The sequence below is a fragment of the Nitrospirillum amazonense genome (assembly GCF_029594735.1).
Lineage (GTDB): Bacteria > Pseudomonadota > Alphaproteobacteria > Azospirillales > Azospirillaceae > Nitrospirillum > Nitrospirillum amazonense.
In genome coordinates this window covers 1,387,348-1,408,370 of the sequence record NZ_JARPAF010000001.1, presented here as the reverse complement: position 1 = coordinate 1,408,370, position 21,023 = coordinate 1,387,348, and the positions used below count along the sequence as shown (strand labels likewise).

Annotated in this window: 18 protein-coding genes; 4 read left to right on the top strand and 14 right to left on the bottom strand. The window is 69.1% G+C overall.

The genetic code is table 11. The features are described 5' to 3' along the window. Nucleotides 1-44 precede the first annotated feature (44 nt). The 3 genes from P5F91_RS05650 to P5F91_RS05640 form a co-directional block, all read right to left on the bottom strand. Complete coding sequence (locus P5F91_RS05650) at nt 45-599, bottom strand: helix-turn-helix domain-containing protein (protein WP_246134552.1); 555 nt, start codon at nt 597-599, stop codon at nt 45-47. A gap of 384 nt (nt 600-983) precedes the next feature. Continuing rightward, nucleotides 984-2,957 carry a M61 family metallopeptidase gene (locus tag P5F91_RS05645; RefSeq protein ID WP_211107126.1) on the bottom strand — a complete coding sequence of 658 codons (1,974 nt, stop codon included), beginning with the start codon at nt 2,955-2,957 and terminating at the stop codon, nt 984-986. A 154-nt stretch (nt 2,958-3,111) separates the two neighbouring features. Continuing rightward, nucleotides 3,112-4,944, bottom strand: coding sequence for an HAD-IIIA family hydrolase (locus P5F91_RS05640; protein WP_277906750.1), 1,833 nt, complete (start codon nt 4,942-4,944; stop codon nt 3,112-3,114). 157 nt (nt 4,945-5,101) lie between these two features. Here P5F91_RS05640 and P5F91_RS05635 point away from each other — a divergent pair, with 157 nt between their 5' ends. After that, entirely contained in the window at nt 5,102-5,689 is a 588-nt protein-coding gene (locus P5F91_RS05635; protein ID WP_246134551.1) for a DUF4142 domain-containing protein, read from the top strand. Nucleotides 5,690-5,740: 51 nt separating this feature from the next. Here P5F91_RS05635 and P5F91_RS05630 read toward each other — a convergent pair whose 3' ends face one another. The 7 genes from P5F91_RS05630 to P5F91_RS05600 all read right to left on the bottom strand — a co-directional run bounded on the left by P5F91_RS05630 (nt 5,741) and on the right by P5F91_RS05600 (nt 12,919). Next, nucleotides 5,741-6,139: a methylglyoxal synthase gene (locus P5F91_RS05630; protein WP_145613004.1), complete on the bottom strand. Its 399-nt coding sequence runs from the start codon at nt 6,137-6,139 to the stop codon at nt 5,741-5,743. A 30-nt stretch (nt 6,140-6,169) separates the two neighbouring features. Next, on the bottom strand, nt 6,170-6,898 hold the full coding sequence (locus P5F91_RS05625; protein WP_044562306.1) for a FadR/GntR family transcriptional regulator: 729 nt from the start codon (nt 6,896-6,898) through the stop codon (nt 6,170-6,172). Between the two features lie 30 nt (nt 6,899-6,928). Next, nucleotides 6,929-7,879 (bottom strand): SMP-30/gluconolactonase/LRE family protein, encoded by a 951-nt coding sequence (locus P5F91_RS05620; protein ID WP_145613003.1) that lies wholly within the window; start codon nt 7,877-7,879, stop codon nt 6,929-6,931. A 1-nt stretch (nt 7,880) separates the two neighbouring features. Beyond that, nucleotides 7,881-9,446, bottom strand: a complete 1,566-nt coding sequence (locus tag P5F91_RS05615; RefSeq protein ID WP_277906749.1) for a sodium/sugar symporter — start codon at nt 9,444-9,446, stop codon at nt 7,881-7,883. A 123-nt stretch (nt 9,447-9,569) separates the two neighbouring features. Further along, nucleotides 9,570-10,199 (bottom strand): 2-dehydro-3-deoxy-6-phosphogalactonate aldolase, encoded by a 630-nt coding sequence (locus P5F91_RS05610; protein ID WP_277906748.1) that lies wholly within the window; start codon nt 10,197-10,199, stop codon nt 9,570-9,572. A 40-nt stretch (nt 10,200-10,239) separates the two neighbouring features. Continuing rightward, complete coding sequence (locus P5F91_RS05605; protein ID WP_277906747.1) at nt 10,240-11,184, bottom strand: 2-dehydro-3-deoxygalactonokinase; 945 nt, start codon at nt 11,182-11,184, stop codon at nt 10,240-10,242. 1 nt (nt 11,185) lies between these two features. Next, on the bottom strand, nt 11,186-12,919 hold the full coding sequence (locus P5F91_RS05600; RefSeq protein ID WP_277906746.1) for an IlvD/Edd family dehydratase: 1,734 nt from the start codon (nt 12,917-12,919) through the stop codon (nt 11,186-11,188). 440 nt (nt 12,920-13,359) lie between these two features. On the opposite strand from P5F91_RS05600, the gene P5F91_RS05595 reads away from it, so the two are divergent. Then, complete coding sequence (locus P5F91_RS05595; protein ID WP_081486692.1) at nt 13,360-14,214, top strand: SDR family NAD(P)-dependent oxidoreductase; 855 nt, start codon at nt 13,360-13,362, stop codon at nt 14,212-14,214. Nucleotides 14,215-14,216: 2 nt separating this feature from the next. On the opposite strand, the gene P5F91_RS05590 is transcribed toward P5F91_RS05595, so the two are convergent. Continuing rightward, nucleotides 14,217-15,632, bottom strand: a complete 1,416-nt coding sequence (locus P5F91_RS05590; protein WP_246134550.1) for an aminotransferase-like domain-containing protein — start codon at nt 15,630-15,632, stop codon at nt 14,217-14,219. A gap of 188 nt (nt 15,633-15,820) precedes the next feature. Here P5F91_RS05590 and P5F91_RS05585 point away from each other — a divergent pair, with 188 nt between their 5' ends. Together P5F91_RS05585 and P5F91_RS05580 are read left to right on the top strand one after the other, a co-directional pair. Beyond that, entirely contained in the window at nt 15,821-16,720 is a 900-nt protein-coding gene (locus tag P5F91_RS05585; RefSeq protein ID WP_145612997.1) for a LysR family transcriptional regulator, read from the top strand. 144 nt (nt 16,721-16,864) lie between these two features. After that, on the top strand, nt 16,865-17,701 hold the full coding sequence (locus tag P5F91_RS05580) for an oxidoreductase (RefSeq protein WP_277906744.1): 837 nt from the start codon (nt 16,865-16,867) through the stop codon (nt 17,699-17,701). A gap of 18 nt (nt 17,702-17,719) precedes the next feature. Here P5F91_RS05580 and P5F91_RS05575 read toward each other — a convergent pair whose 3' ends face one another. Genes P5F91_RS05575 through P5F91_RS05565 form a run of 3 tightly spaced genes read right to left on the bottom strand, consistent with a single transcriptional unit; the run spans nt 17,720 to nt 20,936 of the window. After that, nucleotides 17,720-19,249 (bottom strand): cryptochrome/photolyase family protein, encoded by a 1,530-nt coding sequence (locus tag P5F91_RS05575; RefSeq protein WP_145612995.1) that lies wholly within the window; start codon nt 19,247-19,249, stop codon nt 17,720-17,722. Continuing rightward, on the bottom strand, nt 19,246-19,389 hold the full coding sequence (locus P5F91_RS05570) for a DUF2256 domain-containing protein (protein WP_145613074.1): 144 nt from the start codon (nt 19,387-19,389) through the stop codon (nt 19,246-19,248). Before P5F91_RS05570 ends, P5F91_RS05575 begins: the two co-directional genes overlap by 4 nt. Nucleotides 19,390-19,412: 23 nt before the next feature. Beyond that, the gene (locus P5F91_RS05565; RefSeq protein ID WP_145612994.1) at nt 19,413-20,936 is read right to left on the bottom strand and encodes an FAD-binding domain-containing protein; all 1,524 of its coding nucleotides are present in this window, start codon (nt 20,934-20,936) and stop codon (nt 19,413-19,415) included. Nucleotides 20,937-21,023 lie beyond the last annotated feature (87 nt).

The window sequence follows — 21,023 nt, the reverse complement described above, 5'->3', positions numbered from 1 at the left end:
CGGCGCCACCCTACATCGCGCCCGCCGTCCAGGCCAAGCCGGGCTTACTTCGCCCGCTGGGCCTTCTTGAAGACGCTGGGCGTGCCGACGTACAGCAGCACCGCTTCCTGGTCCGTGCGGTTTTCCACCGTGTGCTTCATGCGGGCATCGAAATGCATGCTGTCGCCGGCCTTCAGGGTGGTGCGGGTGTTGCCGGCCGTGGCGTACAGCTCACCTGACAGGACGTAGCGGAAGTGTTCGCCGTTACGGGTGTCCACCGGGAAGGTGTGGCCCGGCGGGATCCTCATCAGGATGATGTCCAGCTTGCGGTCATCCAGGTCCGACGCCAGGTCGATGTACTGGACGGGGCTGTCCACCTCGATGATGTTGGGCTTGGCGGCGCGGTGCACGATGGTGCCGGTGTTGGGCACCTGCATGAAAAAGGAGATGTCGACCTCCAGCGCCTCAGCCAGCGCCAGCAAGGACACCAGCGAGGGGACGCTGAGGTTGCGCTCCGCCTGGCTGATGAACGGCGCCGACAGGCCGGAGCGATCGGCCAGCTGCTGCAGCGTCAGGCCCATGTCCTTGCGACGCTTGCGGATTTGCTCCCCGATAGGCATGGACGGCTTTTTGGCCCGGGTACTCAAAATCTGCATTGGGACTCCTCGACCTTCCTCAACGGGCCGACACCAGGAGATACCCGGCCGCCCCCACCTCCTCCTGAAACGCTAGGCCCCATTCCGCAACCGTTGGATCGGTCCCGGCCCTTTATTCGCACGCGCACCGTCTGCCGGGGCCCCACCCGCGCATGCCCCCCGCACCCGCATGATGCGTTGGGGCCGGTCAAAAAATTTGAATCAGAAAATTTTGCGTTGCCACCATAGGATAATTTTGTTCCATGTCCACCACCGGAACCTGGGGCCTGCATTGCGCAGAAGTCCACCGTCCTGGACATTTTATTGCGCACACCCCCGGCCCGCGCAGGGCCGGGGGTGGCAGTTCCATCAGCTGCGCGGGGTCAGCAAATCATCCAGGCGCGCCGGCGTGCCCTCCACCCGTTCCAGGTGCGGATAGCGCAGGCCGTCGTGGTAGTCGATGCGCACGGTGCGATAGCGGTCGCCGTTCTTCACGATCAGTTCCACCGCCGGGCCCTGGCCCTTGGCCGCCGTCACCGCCGCCTTCATGCGGTCGGCGTCGTAGGCGACGCCGTTGACCGCCACCACGCTGGTTCCCACGGTCAGGCCCGTCTTAAAGGCCGGGCCGTTCCACTGGACGCTGGTCAGCATGCCGGCCTTGTCCAGGGCCAAGCCCAGGGAATAGGTCAGGTTCAGGGAACCCGGCGCCTCGTTGGCGCGGCTGGCCTCGGACAGCGGCTGGTCGGTGTAGACCAGCTTGTAGCCGCCCCGCGCCAGGCCATCCATGGGGGCTGACTGGTGGGTGTCCAAGCGGGTGCGCAGGAAGGTCGCCCAGTCATAGGGCTCCACCTGGTTCAGCGTCTTGACCACATCGTCGAAGGTGTAAGTGGCCGGAACGTAGCTGCCGTCGTTGATGCCGAAGAAGGCCTTGGCGAAATCATCCAGGCTGCGCTTGCCGGCCGACCGCTCGCGGATCAGGCTGTCGGCGTCCAGCCAGATCAGCTGGCCTTCGATGTAGTAATCCTCGGCGCGCTGCCAGCTGATCCACGGCGCCGGGCGGCGCATGGCGACGGTGGGGCCATTGGTGGTGTCGGCCAGGTCGCGCCAGGCACGGCCCGCGCGGGTTTCCAGCGTTGCGGCCACGCCGGCCAGGTTGTCCAGCGCCTGCTGCCGGGTGGTCAGGCCGGCGCGCGCGGCCAGCACCCAGCCCCAGAACTGCGTCTGGCCCTCATACACCCACAGGCCGCTGTCGCGCATGGGCACGTTGAAATTGGGCGTCCAAAGGTCCGCCGGGCGGCGGTACTTGCCATTCCAGGAATGGGTGTATTCGTGCGACAGCAGTTCATGCCCCGCCGACTTGTTCCAGTCGGTGAAGTACGTCGGCGTGGTGCCGTTCTCGCTGGAGCGGTGATGTTCCAGGCCGATGTGGCCCAGCTTGTCGCTGAGCGCCAGCAGCATCTCGTAATGGTCGTAATGGCGGGCGCCGAACAGCTTGTCCGCCTGGACCACCAGGTTGCGGTGGAAGGCGATCTGGTCGGGCGTCGCCTCCAGCAACTCAGGCCGGTCGGCGACGATGTTCAGGTGCATGGGTGAGCGCCCGCCCGGGTCCAGGTCCAGCCGGCGGTAGTAGCGGCCGGCGAACATGGGGCTGTCCACCAGGGTTTCGAAGGGCACGGTCTTGAAGGTGGTGACGCCGTCCTTGCCCGCCTCCTTGGCCACGTCCAGGGCGGTACCGAAGCCCCAGCCCTCCGGCAGCTTCACGCTGGCCTCCACCGGGATGCGGCGGGTGAAGTAGCCGGCGGGATAGAGGGCCACCGCGTTCCACTGCACGTTCGTCATGTCGGGCGTCATGACGATGCGCCCCTGGTTGTCGGCGGTGGGGGAGACGAACTGGAATTCCATCTCCAGCGACGTGGCACCCTTGGGCACGTCGACGTGGAAGCCATAGACCTCCACCGGGTCGCGTTCCCATTCCACCCGCTGGCCGTCGGCGGCCCCACCCTTGGCATGGATGATCAGGCCGGCCAGCTTGTCGATGGCCCCGGTGGGGGAGTGGTTGCCGGGCAGCCACTTCGGGTACAGCAGGGTCATGGGGCCGGGGCCCTTCACCGGCACCGATTCCTTCACCCAAAAAATGCGACGCTCGGTATCGGTGGCATCGACCTGCAGCCGGATGGTGCCGGGATAGGCCACGTCCTGCGGCTCGGGTATGGGGGCCGCGGCGGGATACGGCTGCGGCAGAACCTCATCAGCCCGGACCGGCACGGCCGACAGCGGGCTCATCAGGGCGGTACCGGCCGCCAGCACGGCGGCCAGGGACAGGACGGAAGACTTCACGGACATCAAACCCCATCTTGTTGGCCCGCCCCGCGCAGGCATGTTGGCATGGGCCAAATCTTAGCTTAGCCCTTCAATTCATATGTAAAAATCTTGCATTGTTTCTTTAATAATTTGAACGGCGAAATTTTTGATACGCCGCGCCCCCGTGCCGGCGGCGTCAGTCCAGCAGGCCGTCCAGGCTGGTTTCCACGTCGGCGTAACCTTTGCTGGCAAGGACGATGGGCCGCTCATCCCGCAAGCGGTCCTCATAGGTCGACTCGATACGATCATCCGACCAGCCCCGGCGCCGGTATTCCGCGTGAAAGCGCGCCCGTCGGCCCGCCTCGTCCGTGGCGACGTACAGGCGGCGCGTGGCCAGGGCCCGCCAGGCGGGCTGTGTCAGCGCGGGCACGCCCTCGACGATCAGGATGTCGTCCGGCCCCAGCACAACCTCCTCGCGGCCGGGGTGGCTGGTCTGGGTCAGCACGTCATAGCGCGGCGGGGTGATGGCCGTGCCCCGGTTCGTCACGGCGGCCAGCGCCTGGCCCGCCGCCTCCAAATCATAGCGGCCCAGGACACCCACGCCCCGCCGGTCGTGGGATTTCAGCCAACTGTCCAGGCCCAGCACCACGGCCCGGCGGCCCCGCTGACCCAGGCGCAAGGACAGGCACTGCGCCAGCAGGCTCTTGCCCGCGCGGGCAAGGCCGCCGACCAGCACCACATCGCCCGGCCCAATACCGGCGGCCAGGCCGTCGAGATGCGCCGACAGCCCCGGCCAGACATCCAGGATGAAGCGCACGGCATCGGCCAGGTCGTCGACAACGACGTGCGGCTGTGCCGGGCTTTTGCCGTCGCGCCCGCCATGACCGTCGCGCACCAGGATGCCGCCCATGCCGCAGGTCCGCGCCAGGCCCATGTCGCTGGAGCTGTCGCCGACCACCCACGACCGCGCGATGTCGATGTTCAGGTCGGCCGCCGCCGCGTGGACCATGCCCGGCTTGGGCTTGCGGCAATCACAACGGACCAGCAGCGACGGCACCCCCCCGGGCAGGGTGGGGTCGGGATGATGCGGGCAGAAATAGATCCGATCGACGTAGGCCCCATCGGCACCCAAGCCGGTTTCCAGGCGGGCGTGGATGGCGTCCAGCGTTTCCAGGCTGCACAGGCCCCGCGCCACCGCCGCCTGGTTGGTCACCACCGGGGTGCGGAACCCCGCCCGGTTCAGCCGCGCCAAGGCCGGCGCGGCACCGGGAATCAGGTCCAGCGCCGCCACACTGTTGACGCTGCCCTTCTCCACGTTCAGCACGCCGTCGCGGTCCAGGAACACGGCGGGCTGGGGTGAGCGCAGCGACAGGTGGTCGGGCAGACCGGCGGCCACGTCCGCCCGCGCCTGATCCAGGTCGCCGGCCGAGCCGACGCGGCGAACATATTCCGGGCTGAGATAGCTCTGCACCGGGCGGCCCGCCCGCAACAGGCGATCCACAAGCGGCCGGCCCCGCAGGTCGCCACCGGCCAGCGCCGACCACGCCACGACGTAAGGGCCTGGCCATGCCTGGTTATGGAAATCATCCACGTGCGGCGGGGCATGAACGCCCAGCACCCGGCCATCCTCCGCCCTGTCGACCAGGTCGGCGTCCGCCATATTGTCGCTGGCCCGCAGCAGCAGGGTGGCGTCAGCACCCTGGCCGCGGTGATGGTCCAGCAGGCGATCCAGGTCCACGTCCAGCAGGACGTCGCCAGGCAGGACCACCATGGTCCCGGCCTCCCCGGCCGCCTCCCCCGCCCTGGGAGCCGCCCGCACCGCCAGGCCCCAGCGGGCGCCATCGCCGCAGTACTGGGCGACGGCGGCCGAACCGCTCAGCACCAGCACGTCGCGCAGGGCGGACCGGGCGATCATCGCCAGCTGCCGGCCCAGCAAGGGCGTACCGGCGATGTCGGTCAGGGCGGGAGTGTCGCCGTCGCCCGCAAGAATGACCACCTGGGCCAACTCCGTCCCCCATCTCTCACTCATCACCCGCCAGCGGCGGGTTGCCACCATAGGAGGCGGGGGACCGCCGGCGCAATAACCGCGACCGGCGGAACCGAACAGCCGCCTTGGCACTTCTGCTGGGGTTGTGGGCGGCCCACCCGGACCGCCCGACCCATCCCCGTCATGAGGAGTTGCCATCATGAGGACCCTGACCGGCAAGGCGGCCGCCGCCTCCGCCCTGTGCCTGATGCTGTTCACCCCCGCCATCGCCACCCAGGCGTCGGCGCAGGATTCCGTGGGCGACAAGGCCAAGTCCATGGGCGAGAAGACCGGCGCCAATTCTGTCCTGGGCGTCACCCCGCGCACGGAGGACTTCGTGAAGGAAGTCGCCATCAGCGACATGTTCGAAATCCAGTCCAGCGAGCTGGCGCAGCAGAAGGGTGACGAGGCCACCAAGTCCTTCGCCAACCAGATGATCCAGGCGCACCAGAAGACGTCCACGGAGCTGAAGACCATCGTCACCGGCGGCACCGTGCAGGCGACCATCCCCACGGCACTGGACAACGCCCACCAGAAGAAGCTGGACAAGCTGAAGGGCCTGAGCGGCGCCGACTTCGTGAAGCAGTACCGCGAGGACCAGGTGAGTGCCCACAAGGACGCGGACTCGGCCTTCCAGCGCTATGCCAAGGGCGGCGACAACGCGGCCCTCAAGGACTGGGCCGCCAAGACCGAACCCACCATCGCCTCGCATCTGGAAATGGCCAAGACCCTGGACAAGACGAAGTAAATCTCGGGACCACGGGCAAAAGAGGGGCGGTCCTGATGGGCCGCCCTTTTTTCACGCCATCGCCGCCACCAGAAGGCTGGCGGTGGCGGGGTTGCAGGCGAAGGGCAGGTCGGCCAGCGTTGCCAGGCGCAGCAGGGCCTTCACGTCCACGTCGTGCGGCAGGGTGCCCAGCGGGTCGACGAAGAAGATCATGATGTCGAGCTTACCCTCGACGATCATGGCGCCGATCTGCTGGTCGCCGCCCAGGGGGCCGCTGCGCAGGCGGGTCATGTCCAGGCCGTCGATGACCTCCGCCACCCGGGTGCCGGTGGAGGATGTCGCGAAGATCTTGCCCGCCCGCAGGAAGTCGGCATGGGCCAGGGCCCAATCGACCATCGCCTGCTTCTTGCCGTCATGGGCGATCAGCCCGATGGCCAGCCTGCCATTTTCACGACTGGCGTCTTCACGCATCCTGCAGACTCCGGATTTTCAGACGGGATCTCACGAGGCCGCGGCCTTGCCCTCGGCCTCCTCGCCCTGCGACAGCAGGTCCAGCGCCTCTTGCATCAGGTAGCGCATGGCGGCCTCCGCCCGGGGGGGATCGCCCGCGAGGATGGCCTCGGCCACCGCGTTGTGGTCGGCCACGCTGGCAAGCCTCACGCCCTTGTACTGGTTGGTGCGCCGGATGCTGAAACGCAGGGCGGTGTCGATCAGTTCCCGCAGTTGCAGGTAAAAGCGGTTGCCGCTGGCCTTCAGGATGGCGACGTGGAAGTTGATGTCCGTGGTCAGGGGGTCATCCTCCCCCCGCTCGGCCGCATACATGCGGTCGATGGCCACCTTGATGGCGGCCTTCTCCGCCGGTGTCGCCCGGGCGGCGGCCAACTGGGCGGCAAGTGGTTCCACGGCCAGGCGGATCTCGGTGAATTCGGCCAGCAGCGGCAGGGAGAACTTGCGCTCCAGAATCCAGCGCAGGACGTCGGGGTCCAGCAGGCTCCAGCTTTCCTCAGGCTCCACCCAGGTCCCCTGGCGGGGGCGGGCGCGCAGCAGACCCTTGGCCGTCAGCATCTTCACCGCCTCGCGCAGCACGCTGCGGCTGGCGCCGTAATGCTTGCAGAGGTCGGCCTCGATGGGGAAGGGCTTGTCGGCGCTGTAGGTCCCGGTAACGATCGCGGCCCCCAGATCCTGGACGATGGCGAACGTCAGGTTTTGGCCGCGAAACTTGGCAATCATCCCTTCCCCCACATTATTCCTCACAACTACTTATATCCCTGCCGAGGCCAATTTGAACGCACTATCGACCAGGCCGCGCACGCCGATGGTACCGATATCATATACGAACAGGGTGCCGGCATTGGGATCGGCCGCGATCTCCGCCGCCGTCATGCCTTCGCGCGCCGTGGTCACGAACAGTAGGGTCAGGTCCGGGCCGCCGAAGGCGACGCAGCTGACGCGGGCCGTGGGCACGGGAATGGCGCCGGACACGCTTCCATCCGGGGCGTAGCGCACCACCTGCGACGCCCCCCACTGCGCGCTCCACAGGTGGCCAGCGGCGTCGATATTGGCGCCGTCGGGGTAGGCCCCCTCTTCCGTCGTCACGAAAACGCGTTCATTCGACGGCGTGCCGGTGGCCGGATCGTAATCGAAGGCGCGAATCCGGCGGGTGGGGCCGTCGGTGTAGTACATGCGCGTGCCGTCCGGGCTCCAGCACAGGCTGTTGGAGATGAGGGCGCCATGCACCAGGGGCGTGGCCCGGTCCCGCCCGTCCAGGCGGTAGAGCGCGCCGGCCAGCGACTTGGCCGCCCGCGCCGCCTCATCCTCCACCATCGTGCCGGCCCAGAAGCGGCCCTGGCGGTCCACCCGGCCGTCGTTGAAGCGAACGCCCGCGGGCAGGTCCTGCCGCGCCAGCCATTCGACGTGGCCGGTGCGCGGAGTGAACAGGGCGAAACCGCTTTCGAAGGCCACCACCAGGCGGCCGGGGTCACCCTCGATCAGGCCGAAGGAGCAGACGCGTTCCGGGGCCGCGAAGGTTTCCACCGCGCGGCTGGCCCAGTTGAGCCGGTGCAGACGGCGTTCGTGGATGTCCGTCCACCACAGCGACTGGTCACGTTCATCCCAGGTGACCCCTTCGCCCAGGGTATTGCCCAGGGCGAAGGTGGCGACCAGCGGGGCATCGAGCACCGGATGGGCGTTCAGCGGACGGGCGTTCGTCATTTTACCACCAGGTGATGTAGAGGGCGGACAGGACCACCAGCACCACCAAGGCCGCGATGTTGAAGCCGGTGGTGGTGGAATAGTCGATGCCCTTCAGCTTGACCTTGATCTGGCCCGGGATGGCGGCCGGGGCCGCCAGCGACACCAGCACCGCGCCGGCCAGGCACAGCAGGAACACGACGCCCACGCGGTCCATGAAGGGCAGCGCCGGCAGCCAGATCTTGAAGGCCAGCGACAGCACGGCGGATCCGATGGCGGCCGTCAGGGCGCCGGCGGCGCTGGCGCGGGCCCAGAACATGCCCAGCAGGAAGATGACGCAGATGCCGGGCGTGAAGAAGCCGGTGAATTCCTGGATGTACTGGAAGGCCTGGTCGAAGTTGCCCAGCAGGGGCTTCGCCACCACGATGCCGATCAGCACAGCCACCACGCTGACGATGCGGCCTACGGCCACCAGGTGATGCTGGGACGCGTTCGTCTTGATGTGGGCGTAGAGGTCCAGGGTGAAGATGGTGGCCACGCTGTTGATCTTGGACGCCAGCGACGCGACGATGGCCGCGACCAGGGCCGCGAACACCAGGCCCTTCAGGCCCGTGGGCAGCATCTTCATCAGTTCCGGGTAGGCCTGGTCGGGCACCGGCAGGTTGGGGATCAGCATCACGGCGGCCAGGCCCGGCAGCACGATGATGACCGGCATCAGCAGCTTCAGGAAGGCCGCGAACACCACGCCGCGCTGCGCCTCGCGCACCGACTTGGCGGCCAGGGCGCGCTGGATGATGTACTGGTTGAAGCCCCAATAGGACACGTTCATGACCCACAGGCCGCCCACCAGGACGGAGATGCCGGGCAGGTCCTTGTAGAAGGGGCTGTCCTTGGTCAGGATCAGCTTGAACTTCTCCGGCACGTTGGCCGCCAGCTGGTGGAAGCCGGCCACCACGCCCTGGCCGTCCGCGATCTGGTTCAGGGCCAAGTAACTGATGATCAGCCCGCCCATGACCAGCAGGCCCACCTGCACGATGTCGGTCAGCGCCACCGCCTTCAGCCCGCCGAAGAGGGAATAGGCGCAGGCGAACAGGCCGAGCGCGATCAGGGCGTACATCTGGTCCACCCCCGCCACCGCGTGCACGGCGATGGAGCCCAGCCACAGGATGGAGGCCAGGTTGACGAAGACGTAGACGCCCAGCCAGAACACGGCCAGCGTCAGGCGCACGCTGGGACCGTACCGCTGCTCCAGGAACTGGGGCATGGTGTAGATCTGGTTTTCCAGGAAGATGGGCAGGAAGTACTTGCCCACGATGATCAGGGTCAGCGCCGCCATCCATTCATAGCAGGAGATGGCGAGGCCGATGGCGTAGCCCGAGCCCGCCATGCCGATGATCTGCTCCGCCGAGATGTTGGCGGCGATGAGGGAGGCGCCGATGGCCCACCAGGGCAGCGAGCGGCCGGCCAGGAAATAATCCTTGGCGTTCTTCTCATGGCCGACCTTTTCCCGCGACACCCACTGGGCCAGCAGGAAAATGAACACGGCGTAGAACCCCAGCACCGCAATATCAAGCGTCGCCAAACCCATCGGCTTACCCCCCTTATGTTATTTGGCCTTTTCAAGGCCCCCTCAGTCGCCGGAAACGTCCGGCGGATGCGGGCCGCGTCCCACCGCCACCGAGGGTCGGTGGCGGGTCCTCAGTATCAGACTTTACGAAAGCTTCAGCGCGGCGCGCACGGCGGCCACCAGGCCGGCGGCGCGTTCCGCCATCTGGCCCAGATCCACGCCCGGCTTGTACAGGTCGCCGCCGGAACCGAATCCGGTGACGCCGGCGTCCACCCAAGGCTGCAGGTTGGCGGCGGTGACACCGCCCACCGCGTAGACGGCGACGTCGGCCGGCAGCACGGCCTTCAGCGCCTTCACATGGCCAGGCGCGTGGCTGCTGGCCGGGAACAGCTTCAGGTAGCGGGCGCCGGCGCCGATCGCGGCGAAAGCCTCGGTCCCGGTCGAGAAGCCGGGCATGGACACCATGTCCAGCGCCACGGTGCGGGCGATGACGGAGATATCGACGTTGGGCGAGACGATCAGCTGGCCGCCCAGGGCGCGCACCGCGTCCACCTTGTCCGGCGACAGCACGGTGCCCGCCCCCACCAGGCAATCGTCGCCGAAGGTCTGCACCAGCCGCTCGATGCTCCGCAGCGGCTCCGGCGAGTTCAGCGGCACCTCGATGGCGCGGATGCCCGCGTCGTGCAGGGTGCGGGCCACGGCCACCACCTCATCGGGCGTCACCCCGCGCAGGATGGCCACCACGGGCATATGCTTCAACCAGGCTTCGGTCATGACGCGTTCCTTAACAGGCGGGCCCTTCACAGGCGGCCCTTCAGAGGCGGCGGAAATAGGCCAGCAGGCCGGCGGTGGACTGCTCGGCGCCGTTCAGCGCCAGGGCGGTCACGCCGTGGCTGGCCAATGCCAGGGTATATAGGGTGTTCAGCGCCGGGGCGCCGACCAGGACCACCCGCGTGGGCGCCGGCCTGCCCAGCGCCCGGTGCCGGGCCAGCGTGGCGGCCACGTCGCCGCCGATGACCAGGCCGGACAGGAAGCCCAAGGCGTCCTTAGGACTCAGCAGACCCGCCATCTGCCGGGCGCGGGTTTCGAACAGCAGGTGCAGGACGTCGGCGCCCGCCTCCGCCACCCGGGCCAGGCCCTGGCGGAAACCGGCGTCCGGCGCGCCGTCCCAGTCGGCCGCCCCGCGCGCCAGGGTGCTGTGCTTGGACAAGAGGGCGTAGATCTCGCCCGACATGGCGGTGGTGAAGCCGGTGATGCGGCCGTCCGACAGGTCCACCCATTTGGAATGGGTGCCGGGCAGGCACAGCAGGTGGTCGCCGGTGGCGAGATCCGGATGGGTGATCAGGGCACCCAGCACCTGGGTTTCCTCCCCCCGCATGACGTCGGGGGCCCCCTGCAGGTTGGTGCCCTTCACGCCCGGCGCGACATAGACCGGCCGGCCCCCCTCACCTTCGAACGGCAGGTCGATGCGGTGCAGATGCCCGGCGATCTCCCCCGCCCCCGCCGGGGCGGCGGCGTAGGGCACCTCCACCCAGCCGAGGGTGGACCCCACCATGCCGCACAGCAGCAGGGGCAGGCGGCCATGGGCGGCATCCCAGTCGGCCAGCAAGCCGCGCACCGTGTCCGGGAAGCCGCCCGCCGGCACGGCGGCGGCCCCGGGGCCGGTGCGGGTGTCCAGCACGGCGCCGTCCGCGTCAACCAGCGACAGGCGCAGGTTGCTGGTGCCCCAGTCGCCGGCGATGAAGACGGGTGCCGCCATGTCAGTGCGACTCCCGCGTGACGCGGTCGCCGCTGGCGCCCACCAGGAAGTCCAGGTCGCAGCCCTTGTCGGCCTGCATCACATGCTCGACATGCAGGCGGTAGTAGCCGCGCGCCGGGACGGGGGCGGCGGGCTGGGCGGCCAGTTCGGCCCGGCGGCGGGCCAGCTCGGCCTCATCCACCAGCAGGCTCAGGCTGCGGTTGGGGCCGTTCAGCTCGATCTCATCGCCGGTGCGCACCAGGGCCAGCGGGCCGCCGGCGGTGGATTCCGGTGCCACGTGCAGCACCACGGTGCCGAAGGCCGTGCCGCTCATGCGGGCGTCGGAGATGCGCACCATGTCCTTGACCCCCTTGGCCAGCAGCTTGGGCGGCAGGGGCATGTTGCCCACTTCCGGCATGCCGGGATACCCCTTCGGGCCACAGCCGCGCAATACCAGCATGGAGGTTTCGTCCACTTCCAGCGCCGGATCGTCGATGCGGGCCTTGAAATCCTCGATGGTGTCGAACACCACGGCGCGGCCGCGATGGGTCAGCAACTCGGGTGAGGCGGCGTTGGGCTTCATCACCGCGCCATCGGGCGCCAGGTTGCCGCGCAGCACCCAGATGCCCGAGACGGGCTTCACCGGGTTGGCCATGGGGCGGATGACCTCGTCATTGTAGACCTCACCCTCGGCCACGATGTCGCCGATGGTCATGCCGCCGACGGTGACGGCGTCCAGGTTCAGCTTGTCCCTGATCTTGGTCATCAGGCCCGGCAGCGCGCCGGCGTAGTGGAAATCCTCCATCAGGTACTGGCCGGACGGCTGCAGGTCCACCAGCAGGGGGATGTCGGCGCTCAAGGCGTCGAAGTCCTCCAGCGACAAGTCAACGCCCAGCCGGCCGGCCAGGGCCAGCAGGTGGATCACGGCGTTGGTGGACCCGCCGATGGCGGCATGCACGCGGATGGCATTCTCGAACGCGGCGCGGGTCAGGATGCGCGACGGCTTCACGTCGTCCTTCACCAGGGCGACGATGCGGCGGCCCGTCTCATGCGCCATGGCGCGGCGGCGGGCATCCATGGCCGGCAGCGTGCCGTTGAAGGGCAGCGACAGGCCCATGGCCTCGATCAGGCAGGCCATGGTGGAGGCGGTGCCCATGGTCATGCAGGTACCGGGCGAGCGGGACATGCCGGCCTCCGCCCCCATGAAGTCCTTCAGCGTCATCTCGCCGGCGCGCACCGCCTCGCTGAACTTCCACACGTCGGTGCCCGAGCCGATGTCCTTGCCGCGGTACTTGCCGTTCAGCATGGGACCGGAGGAGATGACCATGGTGGGTAGGTCGACGCTGGCCGCCCCCATGATCTGGCCGGGGGTGGTCTTGTCGCAGCCGCCCAGCAGCACCACGCCGTCGATGGGGTTGCCGCGGATCGATTCCTCGACCTCCATGGCCAGCAGGTTGCGGAACAGCATGGCGGTGGGGCGCATCTGCGTCTCGCCCAGCGACATGGCGGGGAATTCTACCGGCAGGCCGCCGGCCTCCCACACGCCACGCTTCACATGCTCCGCCACCTCGCGCAGGTGGGAATTGCAGGGGGTCAGTTCCGACCAGGTGTTGCAGATGCCGATGACGGGGCGGCCGTCGAACACGTCGCCGGGCAGGCCCTGGTTCTTCATCCAGCTGCGGTGGATGAACCCGTCGCGGTCCAGTTTTCCATAGCTGTGCGCGCTGCGTAACGTCCGCTTGCCGTCGTCGGTCATCGTCTACCGTCCACCTCGGAGCCTGGAACGGCCCCTGTCCTTGGGCACTGGGTAGGGTGATGGCTGGCCGGACCCTTCAAGGCGCAGGCCTGGTCGTGGCCTGGGCATGCAAGTCAACCGGTCGCCAGCGGCGGCTGATGGCATGGCGCCAAACAGTGGCCGCCCGCACCCGCCGTTTCCCCACCCAATGTCGTTATGGTAGGAGGTTCCGGCGCGGTTCGCGGTATCGTGACCGTGCCGGCCCGAGCCCACGAGCCGGCGCCCAGCCTCCGGTTCTTGGTATGATTTATCGGACAAAAATAGCCTCTGTAAAGGGGATTTGGTGGCATGGGGAATTGCGGCCCGGGTGGGACCGCTCTAACTATCCTTCCTGACCCGGCCGCCCGTGACCCGACGCCCCATGGGCGCCCATGGGCCCAATGCGTAAGGAAGGCGCCCCCATGCCAGACAGCAACCAGACCGCCACCGGTCCCATCGACACACCGGAAGAGCCGCCGCCCGGCGCCCCGGAAGGCGTCACCCAGCATCTTTATCCCGTCTATGGCGATCTGGCGGGCAAGGCCGTGCTGATCAGCGGCGGGGGGTCGGGCATCGGCGCCTATCTCACCTACGCCTTCGCGGCCCAGGGCTGCCGCGTCGCCTTCATCGCCCTGCGTGAGCAGTCGGCCATGAACCTGGTGCAGGCGGTGGAGGCCGCGACCGGCCAGCGCCCCCTGTTCCTGCGCTGCGACCTGCGCGACGTGGAGACGCTGCAGGCCAAGGTGCGCGAGGCGGAGGCGCAGATGGGCGCCTTCGACGTGCTGGTCAACAACGCCGCCCGCGATGACCGCCACGCCACCGCCGACATGACGGTGGCGGAGTGGGACGACAACCTGGCCATCAACCTGCGCCCGCAGTTCTTCCTGGCCCAGACGGTGGCGCCGGGCATGAAGCGCGCCGGCGGCGGCGCCATCGTCAACCTGGGGTCCACCGCCCATAATTTGGGCCTGGCGGGATACCCGGCCTATGTCGCCGCCAAGGCCGGCGTCACGGGCCTGACCCGGGCGCTGGCCCGCGAGTTCGGCCCCGACGGCATCCGCGTCAACACCGTGGTGCCCGGCTGGGTCATGACGGAACGGCAGCAGCGCCTGTGGGTGACGCCCGAGGCCCTGGCCGAAACCCTGGCCGCCCAATGTCTGAAGCGCCCCCTGTCAGGCGAGGACATCGCCAGCGCCGTGCTGTTCCTGGCCTCTCGCGCCTCATCCATGATGACGGGGCAGTCGCTGGTGGTGGATGGCGGCCGCACCATGGGCTGAAGTCAGATCACCCCTGTCGCCCCGCCCCTGGGTCCCGCCAGCAGGCCAGCCACGCGGATCAGCGCCCCCTTCAGCGACGCCGCGTCGGGGGCAGCGCCCAGGGCCAGGCGCACAGCGGCGGGCACCGGGGTGTCGGATGAGAGGAAGGCGTCGCCCGCCACCAGGGTAAGGCCGGTGCGGGCGGCGCGCTGGACGAAGGCGTGAGGCGTCCAATCGGGTGGCAAATTGAGCCACAGGTGCAGGCTGTCGGGCTGGGCCTGGTAGCTGCCCGGGGGCAGCAGCTCCGCCGCCAGGCGCTGGCGCGTCACCGCCTCGGCCCGGATGGCCTCCGCCAGGGTGGCGGCGGTGCCGTCCAGGATCCAATCCGCCGCCAGGCCGGCGGCCAAGGGCGAGGGCATCTGCGTCTGGGTACGCAGCACGCCCTCGAACCGTTCCGCCTGGATGGCGTCGGGCGCGGCGACATAGGCGGTGCGCAGAGCCGGCGTCAGGCATTTGGACAGGGTGGCCACGTGCCATACCTGGGCGGGCGCCAAGGCCGCCAACGGCGTGCCGGGGGTGGCCGCCAGCGCGCCATAGGCGTCATCCTCCACCACCGTCAGACCCTGGGCCTGGATGACGGCGGCCAGGGCCTGGCGCCGCCCTTCCGACATCGTCGCGGTGGTGGGGTTATGGTGGGTGGGGGTGCAGTAGAGCAAGCGGGCGCCGCTGCTGCGGCAGGCGGCCGCCACCGCATCGGGCACCAGCCCCTCGCCATCGCAGTCCACCGCCAGCACCCGCAGCCCCAGGCGCGCCGCGACGGCGGTGAAGCCGGGATAGCTCAGCGTTTCCGCCAGCACCACATCGGCCCGCTGCGCCAGCAGGGACAGGAGGGCGTGCAGCGCCGCCTGCGCCCCCGGCGCCACCAGCACGCGGTCGGCATGGGGACTGGTGTTGGCCGCCAGCCCGGCGGCGATGTAGCGGCGGCGCAGCCAGGCGGCCCCGGCGGTGCGTTCCGTCGCGCCGCCGCCCGCGGCGCGATAGCCCAGACGGCGCCCCAGGTCCGGTGCCCGCACGAACCGCTCCAGCCCCTGCGCCAGGTGGGTGCGCAGCAAGGCCAGCGGTTGCGGCGGCACGTTCATGGACATGTCGATGTCGCCCTGGGCCAGGGGCGCCATATCCGCCGCCGCGCGGTCGGAGATGAAGGTGCCCCGCCCCACCACGCCCGACAGCAGGCCGCGATGCCGCGCCTCGGCATAGGCGCGGGTGACGGTGGTGAGATCGATGCCCAGCGCCTCCGCCAAAGCCCGCTGGGTAGGCAGGCGTTCCCCCGGCACCAGGCGGCCGGCGCCGATGTCGGCCGCCATGGCGTCGGCGATGGCCAGGTAAAGCGGCCCGCCCCGGCGGTCCAGACGGGGTTTCCACAGATCATCGTCAGCCACGGTCACCTCCCCGTCCATATTGCGGGCCTGCCCTTATTGCATGGATTATGCGTATGCGGACAATTGGCATGGGAAGCCCTGCAACCGCCTTATGCCATGATTTCCATCAAGTAGTGTCGGCTGACACAGCGACGGCGCCATCCGCTATGCTAGCTGTCCCCGGTTGATCCTGAAGGGGAAGGGATAGAATGCGGGGCAGTGAGTTCGCGGATCTGCGCGCGTTCGCCACCATCGTGGCCTATGGCACCTTCGCGCGGGCGGCGGTGCAGTTGAGCGTCTCCCCCTCGGCGCTTAGCCAGACCATCCGGGGTTTGGAGGCGCGGCTGGGTGTGCGCCTGCTGAACCGCACCACGCGCAGCGTTTCCGTCACCGATGCCGGTTCGCGCCTCTATGCCCGCCTGAAGCCGGTGCTGGAGGAACTGGAGGCCGCCGTCGCCGACGTGAACGACCTGCGTGAGCGGCCGGCCGGCACCCTGCGCCTGACCTCCTCCCGCGTCGGGGCGGAGCGGTTCCTGGCGCCCATCCTGGGGGATTTCCACCGCGCCTATCCCGACATCGTCCTGGACACCACGGTGGATGACGTGGTGCGCGACATCGTGGCGGAAGGGTACGACGCCGGCATCCGCCTGGGCGAGATGATCTCCGACGACATGGTGGCCATCAAGCTGGGCGGCAGTTTGCGCCAGGTGGCCGTCGCCACCCCAGAATACCTGGCCCGCCACGGCGTGCCGCAGCATCCGCGCGACCTGCTGGACCACGCCTGCATCAACTGGCGCTGGACGGAGACGGGCCGCATCTACCATTGGGAATTCCAGGAACCTGGCGGCGACTGGTTCTCCGTCGCGGTGAAGGGCCCCATCATCGTCACCGACCGCAGCATGGTGCTGGCCGCGGCCCTGCAGGGCGTGGGCATCGCCCTATGGCTGGAGGACCGCATCCTGCCCTATGTCCAGGACGGCCGGCTGGTGCCCATCCTGGAGGAATGGTCGGGCGCCTTCCCCGGGTTTTTCCTGTGCTATCCCAAGCAGCGGCATACGCCCCTGCCGCTGCGCGTCTTCACCGATTTCATGCGCGCGACCTACGGCTGATTATATACCGGCCCCTTCATTAACCGTTTCGACTATGGCGCATACCCCACAGAGCGGACACGCCCCATCTTCAGCGCATCCCCCGGCCCCTGGTCCCGTTTTGGGGCCCATTTTCCGGGCCGGCCTTCAGGAAGGATGCGGATCATGGTCAACGACACCCAACAGGTCTGGTTCATCACCGGCGTTTCGCGCGGCTTCGGCAGGGAGTTGGCGCGCACCCTGCTGGATCAGGGCCAGGTGGTCATCGGCACCACCCGCGACGGCCGGAGCGACCTGCCCGCCGACGGCCGGCTGCACATCCTGCCGCTGGACGTCACGGACGCGGCCCAGGTCAAGGAGACGGTGGCCAAGGCCCACGCCCTGCACGGCCGCCTGGACGTGGTGGTCAACAACGCCGGCTATGGCCTTCTGGGCGCGGTTGAGGATGCCGACACCGCCGCCACGCGCCAGATGTTCGAGGTCAATTTCTTCGGCGCGCTGGCGGTGATGCAGGCGGCCCTGCCGCTGATGCGGGCGCGGCGGTCCGGCCACATCGTCAACATCACCTCCATCGCCGGGCTGGCCCCGGGCGTGGGATCCGGCCTGTACGCCGCGTCCAAGTTCGCGCTGGAGGGCGTGTCGCTCAGCCTGGCGCAGGAGGTGGCGCCCCTGGGCATCGGCATCACGCTGGTGGAGCCGGGCGCCTTCCGCACCGATTTCCTGACCGATCATTCCCTGCGGCTGACCGGCGCCCCCATCGCGGACTATGCCGCGACGGCCGGGGCGGCGGTGGCCCGCCTGCAGGCGCTGAACGGCAGACAGCCGGGGGACCCGGTGCTGGCCGCCCGCGCCATCGTGGCCGCCGTGCGCTCACCCAACCCGCCGCAGCACCTGGTGCTGGGCACCGACGCTTGGAACCGGGTGCAGGCCCGGCAGGAGGCGTTCACCGCCAATCTGGCCGGCTGGCGGCCGGTCACCCTTGGCACTGACTTCCCGGCTTAAGTGTCTTCCAGGCCCAGGTCAGATCGTTTCCAGGCGGCGGCGCGTGTCCGCCGCCTGGTCGCGCAGCGCCTTGCGGTCGGCGGGGTCCATGCGCGCCAGCTGGCGATAGGGCAAGGCCAGCCGGGGGTTGGCGGACAGGGCGGCCGCATGGCGATCCAGGAAGTCCCAGTAGAGCGCGTTGAAGGGGCAGGCGCGCGGCCCCACCCTGGCCTTGCGGTCGTAGCGACACCCCCGGCAATAGTCGCCCATGCGGTCAATGTAGGCCGCCCCCGAGACGTAAGGTTTGGTGGCCATCAGCCCACCATCGGCGAACTGGCTCATGCCCAGGGTATTGGGCAACTCCACCCATTCGAAGGCGTCGATATAGACGCCCAGATACCAGCGGTGCACCGCGGCCGGATCAAGGCCGGCCAGCAGGGCGAAGTTGCCGATGACCATCAGGCGCTGGATGTGATGGGCATAGGCGTGGCGCAGCGACTGTCCCACCGCGTGGGCCAGGCAGCGCATCCCCACCTGGCCGGTCCAGAACCAGGACGGCAGGGGCAGGTCGTGGCCCAGGGCGTTGCGGTCGTCATATCCCGGCATGTGGGCCCAGTAGACGCCGCGCACATATTCGCGCCACCCCAGGATCTGGCGGATGAACCCCTCCACGGCCGGCAGCGGCGCCACCCCGCGCCGCCATTCCTCCTCCACCCGCGCCACCACCTCGGCCGGCGACAGCATCTTGGTGTTGAGGGCGAAGGACAGCAGGGAATGGAACAGGCGCCAGCCCCGTATGCTCATGGCGTCCTGATAGTCACCGAAGTGCCGCAGGCCTTGCGCCAGGAAGGCGTCCAGCTGCGCCAGCGCCTCGGCTCGGTTCAGGGGCCAGGGCAGCCGATCCGCCATGGGATCACCGAAGCTGCCGACCCCGGCGGCGGTGATGGCCCGCCACAGGACGCCATGGTCGTGCCGCGGCCGGCTGTCATCGGGCTCAGCCGGCAGGCCCGGCCAGGGCTTGCGGTTGTCGTGGTCGAAATTCCACTGACCGCCCACCGGCCCGCCATCCGGTTCCAGCAGCACCCCATGGACGCGGCGCATGTGGCGGTAGAAATGCTCCATCAGCCAGCGCCGCCGCCCCTGGAACAGCGCAGCGGCGGTGTCGCGGGCGCTGAGGAAATGGTCGGTGTCCACCATGCGGGCCGACGGCCCCAGGTGCCGGGCGTAGTCCGCCAACTGGCGGTCCAGCCGCCATTCGTCGGGCGCCTGGTACTCGAACGCCGTGGCGCCATGCCGGTCGCGCAGCAGGTCCAGGTTGGCGGGCAGCGCCTGGCGGTTGGCGGGATCGTCGATGGCCAGGTAATCCACCCGGTGACCAGCCGCCCGCAGGTGCCGGGCGAAGTCGCGCATGGCGGCGAAGATGGCCAGGATCTTCTGGGCGTGGTGCAGGACGTAGTCCGTCTCCTGCCGCACCTCCATCAGGGTGTAGACCACGGCCCCGTCCACCTGGTCGAACCACCGGTGGTGGGGATTGAGCTGATCCCCAAGGATCAGGCGCAGCACCGTCATGGGCGCCCCCGCGCCGCGCGCCGGCACCGGTCGGAACAGTATTTGACCTCCTCCCACACCCGGGACCATTTGCGCCGCCAGGCGAAGGGGCGCCCGCACTGGGGGCAGATCTTGGTGGGCAGGTCCGATTTCCGCCGCATGCGCATGGCGTCGCTTCCTGGGATCACAGATCGAGGCTGAGCTGGCCGCGTGCGACGGGACGGGGCCGGGAGCGCGGGGCCGCCGGCTTGCGCGAGCCATGGCGGTCGACCAGCGCCGGCACCACGGCCTTGACCGCCGGCTGGGCCCGCAGGCCATGCACGCGGGCCTTGGCCGCCCGTGTCGCCGTTTCCAGGTCCACGATGGGCAAAGGGACGTCGCGTCCCACCCGTACGCCGCAGCGGTCCTGCACCTCCGGCGGCATGCGCCACGGCTCGAACAACCAGCTGTCCGGCACCCGCCGCAGGGCGGGCAGCCAGCGGCGGACGAAGCGGCCCTGGGGGTCATGGTCGCGGGCCTGCTTCAGGGGATTGTAGACACGGGTGGTGTTCATGCCCGTGGTGCCCGATTGCATCTGCATCTGGCTCCAGTGGATGCCGGGTTCGTAGTCCAGAAACTGGCGGGCCAGCCACAGGCCCACCGGGCGCCAGTGCAGCCACAGGGGATAGGCCGCGACCGAGACCAGCATGGCCCGCATGCGGAAGTTGATCCAACCGGTCTCACGCAGCATGGCGACACAGGCGTCCACCAGCGGCCAGCCGGTACGCCCAGCCACCAGCGCCTGGAAATGGGCCTCGTTCCATTCCCCTTCGCGCAGACCATCGTAGCCGGGGTGCAGGTTGCGCCATTCCAAGGCGGGCTCGCTTTCCAGCTTCTGGATGAAATGGCAGTGCCAGTGCAGGCGGCTCAGGAAGGCGGCCAGGCCCTGGCGACGGGGATCCGGCCCATCCGGCAGGTCCGCCAGCCGGCGGCGCGTCGCCTGCACGACCTCCCGCAGGCTGACCGCGCCTTGGGCAAGATAGGGCGACAGGCGGGAACAGGCCGTGGGCGCGGAAAGGGGCGAGGAAAGCCCGCCGCGATAGCGGCCGCTGCGATCATCCAAGAAGCTGTCCAGGATCGCCAACCCCTGGCGACGCCCGCCAGCCTGGCGCAGGGGCGGGTCGGCGGCGTCCAGGCCCAGATCCGCCGGACCCGGCGGCGGTGCGTCCGGCCACGGAATCGGGGAGAAGACCATCGCCGGCACCGGCAGGCGGGGTGCGGCCATGCGGGTCTCCCATGCCGCCTGCCAGGCGTCGCGGCTGTCCAGGCGGCGGATGACGCCGAATTGCGGCGTCTCATGCCATGGCACGCCGTGGTCGCGGCACCACCGGGCCACCGCCCGGTCCCGCCGGTAGGTCAGGTCGTTGCCTGTTTCCTCATGGGAATGGAGTGCGGTGAAGGGGGCCTGGCGGTACAGGCACTCCAGCACCTCCACCACTTCGCCCGTCACCACATGCAGGACGCCACCCCGTCGGCGAAGCTCCGCCGCAAGGTCGCTCAGGCATTCGAGGATGAACTGGTAATGCTGGTTGGCGGCATCGGGCTGGCGCCAGAAGCTGGGTTCGATCACGTAAAGGCACAGCACGGGGCCCTGCCCCGCCGCCCGATGCAGGGCGGCGTGATCGTCCAGGCGCAGGTCGCGCTTGAACCAGACGACGCTGTAGGTCATGGCCCCCTCCGCCTCAATCACCCCCGGCGCGGTGCCGGGTCATGACTTGTACGGGGAGGAACCGGCCGCCGGATCACCGGTAGTGAG

What these genes read in the sequence shown, in the direction of transcription:
- P5F91_RS05650 (WP_246134552.1), bottom strand. Translation starts at nt 599, where the DNA reads ATGCCTATCGGGGAGCAAATCCGCAAGCGTCGCAAGGACATGGGCCTG.
- P5F91_RS05645 (WP_211107126.1), bottom strand. Translation starts at nt 2,957, where the DNA reads ATGTCCGTGAAGTCTTCCGTCCTGTCCCTGGCCGCCGTGCTGGCGGCC.
- P5F91_RS05640 (WP_277906750.1), bottom strand. Translation starts at nt 4,944, where the DNA reads ATGAGTGAGAGATGGGGGACGGAGTTGGCCCAGGTGGTCATTCTTGCG.
- P5F91_RS05635 (WP_246134551.1), top strand. Translation starts at nt 5,102, where the DNA reads ATGAGGACCCTGACCGGCAAGGCGGCCGCCGCCTCCGCCCTGTGCCTG.
- P5F91_RS05630 (WP_145613004.1), bottom strand. Translation starts at nt 6,139, where the DNA reads ATGCGTGAAGACGCCAGTCGTGAAAATGGCAGGCTGGCCATCGGGCTG.
- P5F91_RS05625 (WP_044562306.1), bottom strand. Translation starts at nt 6,898, where the DNA reads ATGATTGCCAAGTTTCGCGGCCAAAACCTGACGTTCGCCATCGTCCAG.
- P5F91_RS05620 (WP_145613003.1), bottom strand. Translation starts at nt 7,879, where the DNA reads ATGACGAACGCCCGTCCGCTGAACGCCCATCCGGTGCTCGATGCCCCG.
- P5F91_RS05615 (WP_277906749.1), bottom strand. Translation starts at nt 9,446, where the DNA reads ATGGGTTTGGCGACGCTTGATATTGCGGTGCTGGGGTTCTACGCCGTG.
- P5F91_RS05610 (WP_277906748.1), bottom strand. Translation starts at nt 10,199, where the DNA reads ATGACCGAAGCCTGGTTGAAGCATATGCCCGTGGTGGCCATCCTGCGC.
- P5F91_RS05605 (WP_277906747.1), bottom strand. Translation starts at nt 11,184, where the DNA reads ATGGCGGCACCCGTCTTCATCGCCGGCGACTGGGGCACCAGCAACCTG.
- P5F91_RS05600 (WP_277906746.1), bottom strand. Translation starts at nt 12,919, where the DNA reads ATGACCGACGACGGCAAGCGGACGTTACGCAGCGCGCACAGCTATGGA.
- P5F91_RS05595 (WP_081486692.1), top strand. Translation starts at nt 13,360, where the DNA reads ATGCCAGACAGCAACCAGACCGCCACCGGTCCCATCGACACACCGGAA.
- P5F91_RS05585 (WP_145612997.1), top strand. Translation starts at nt 15,821, where the DNA reads ATGCGGGGCAGTGAGTTCGCGGATCTGCGCGCGTTCGCCACCATCGTG.
- P5F91_RS05580 (WP_277906744.1), top strand. Translation starts at nt 16,865, where the DNA reads ATGGTCAACGACACCCAACAGGTCTGGTTCATCACCGGCGTTTCGCGC.
- P5F91_RS05575 (WP_145612995.1), bottom strand. Translation starts at nt 19,249, where the DNA reads ATGACGGTGCTGCGCCTGATCCTTGGGGATCAGCTCAATCCCCACCAC.
- P5F91_RS05570 (WP_145613074.1), bottom strand. Translation starts at nt 19,389, where the DNA reads ATGCGGCGGAAATCGGACCTGCCCACCAAGATCTGCCCCCAGTGCGGG.
- P5F91_RS05565 (WP_145612994.1), bottom strand. Translation starts at nt 20,936, where the DNA reads ATGACCTACAGCGTCGTCTGGTTCAAGCGCGACCTGCGCCTGGACGAT.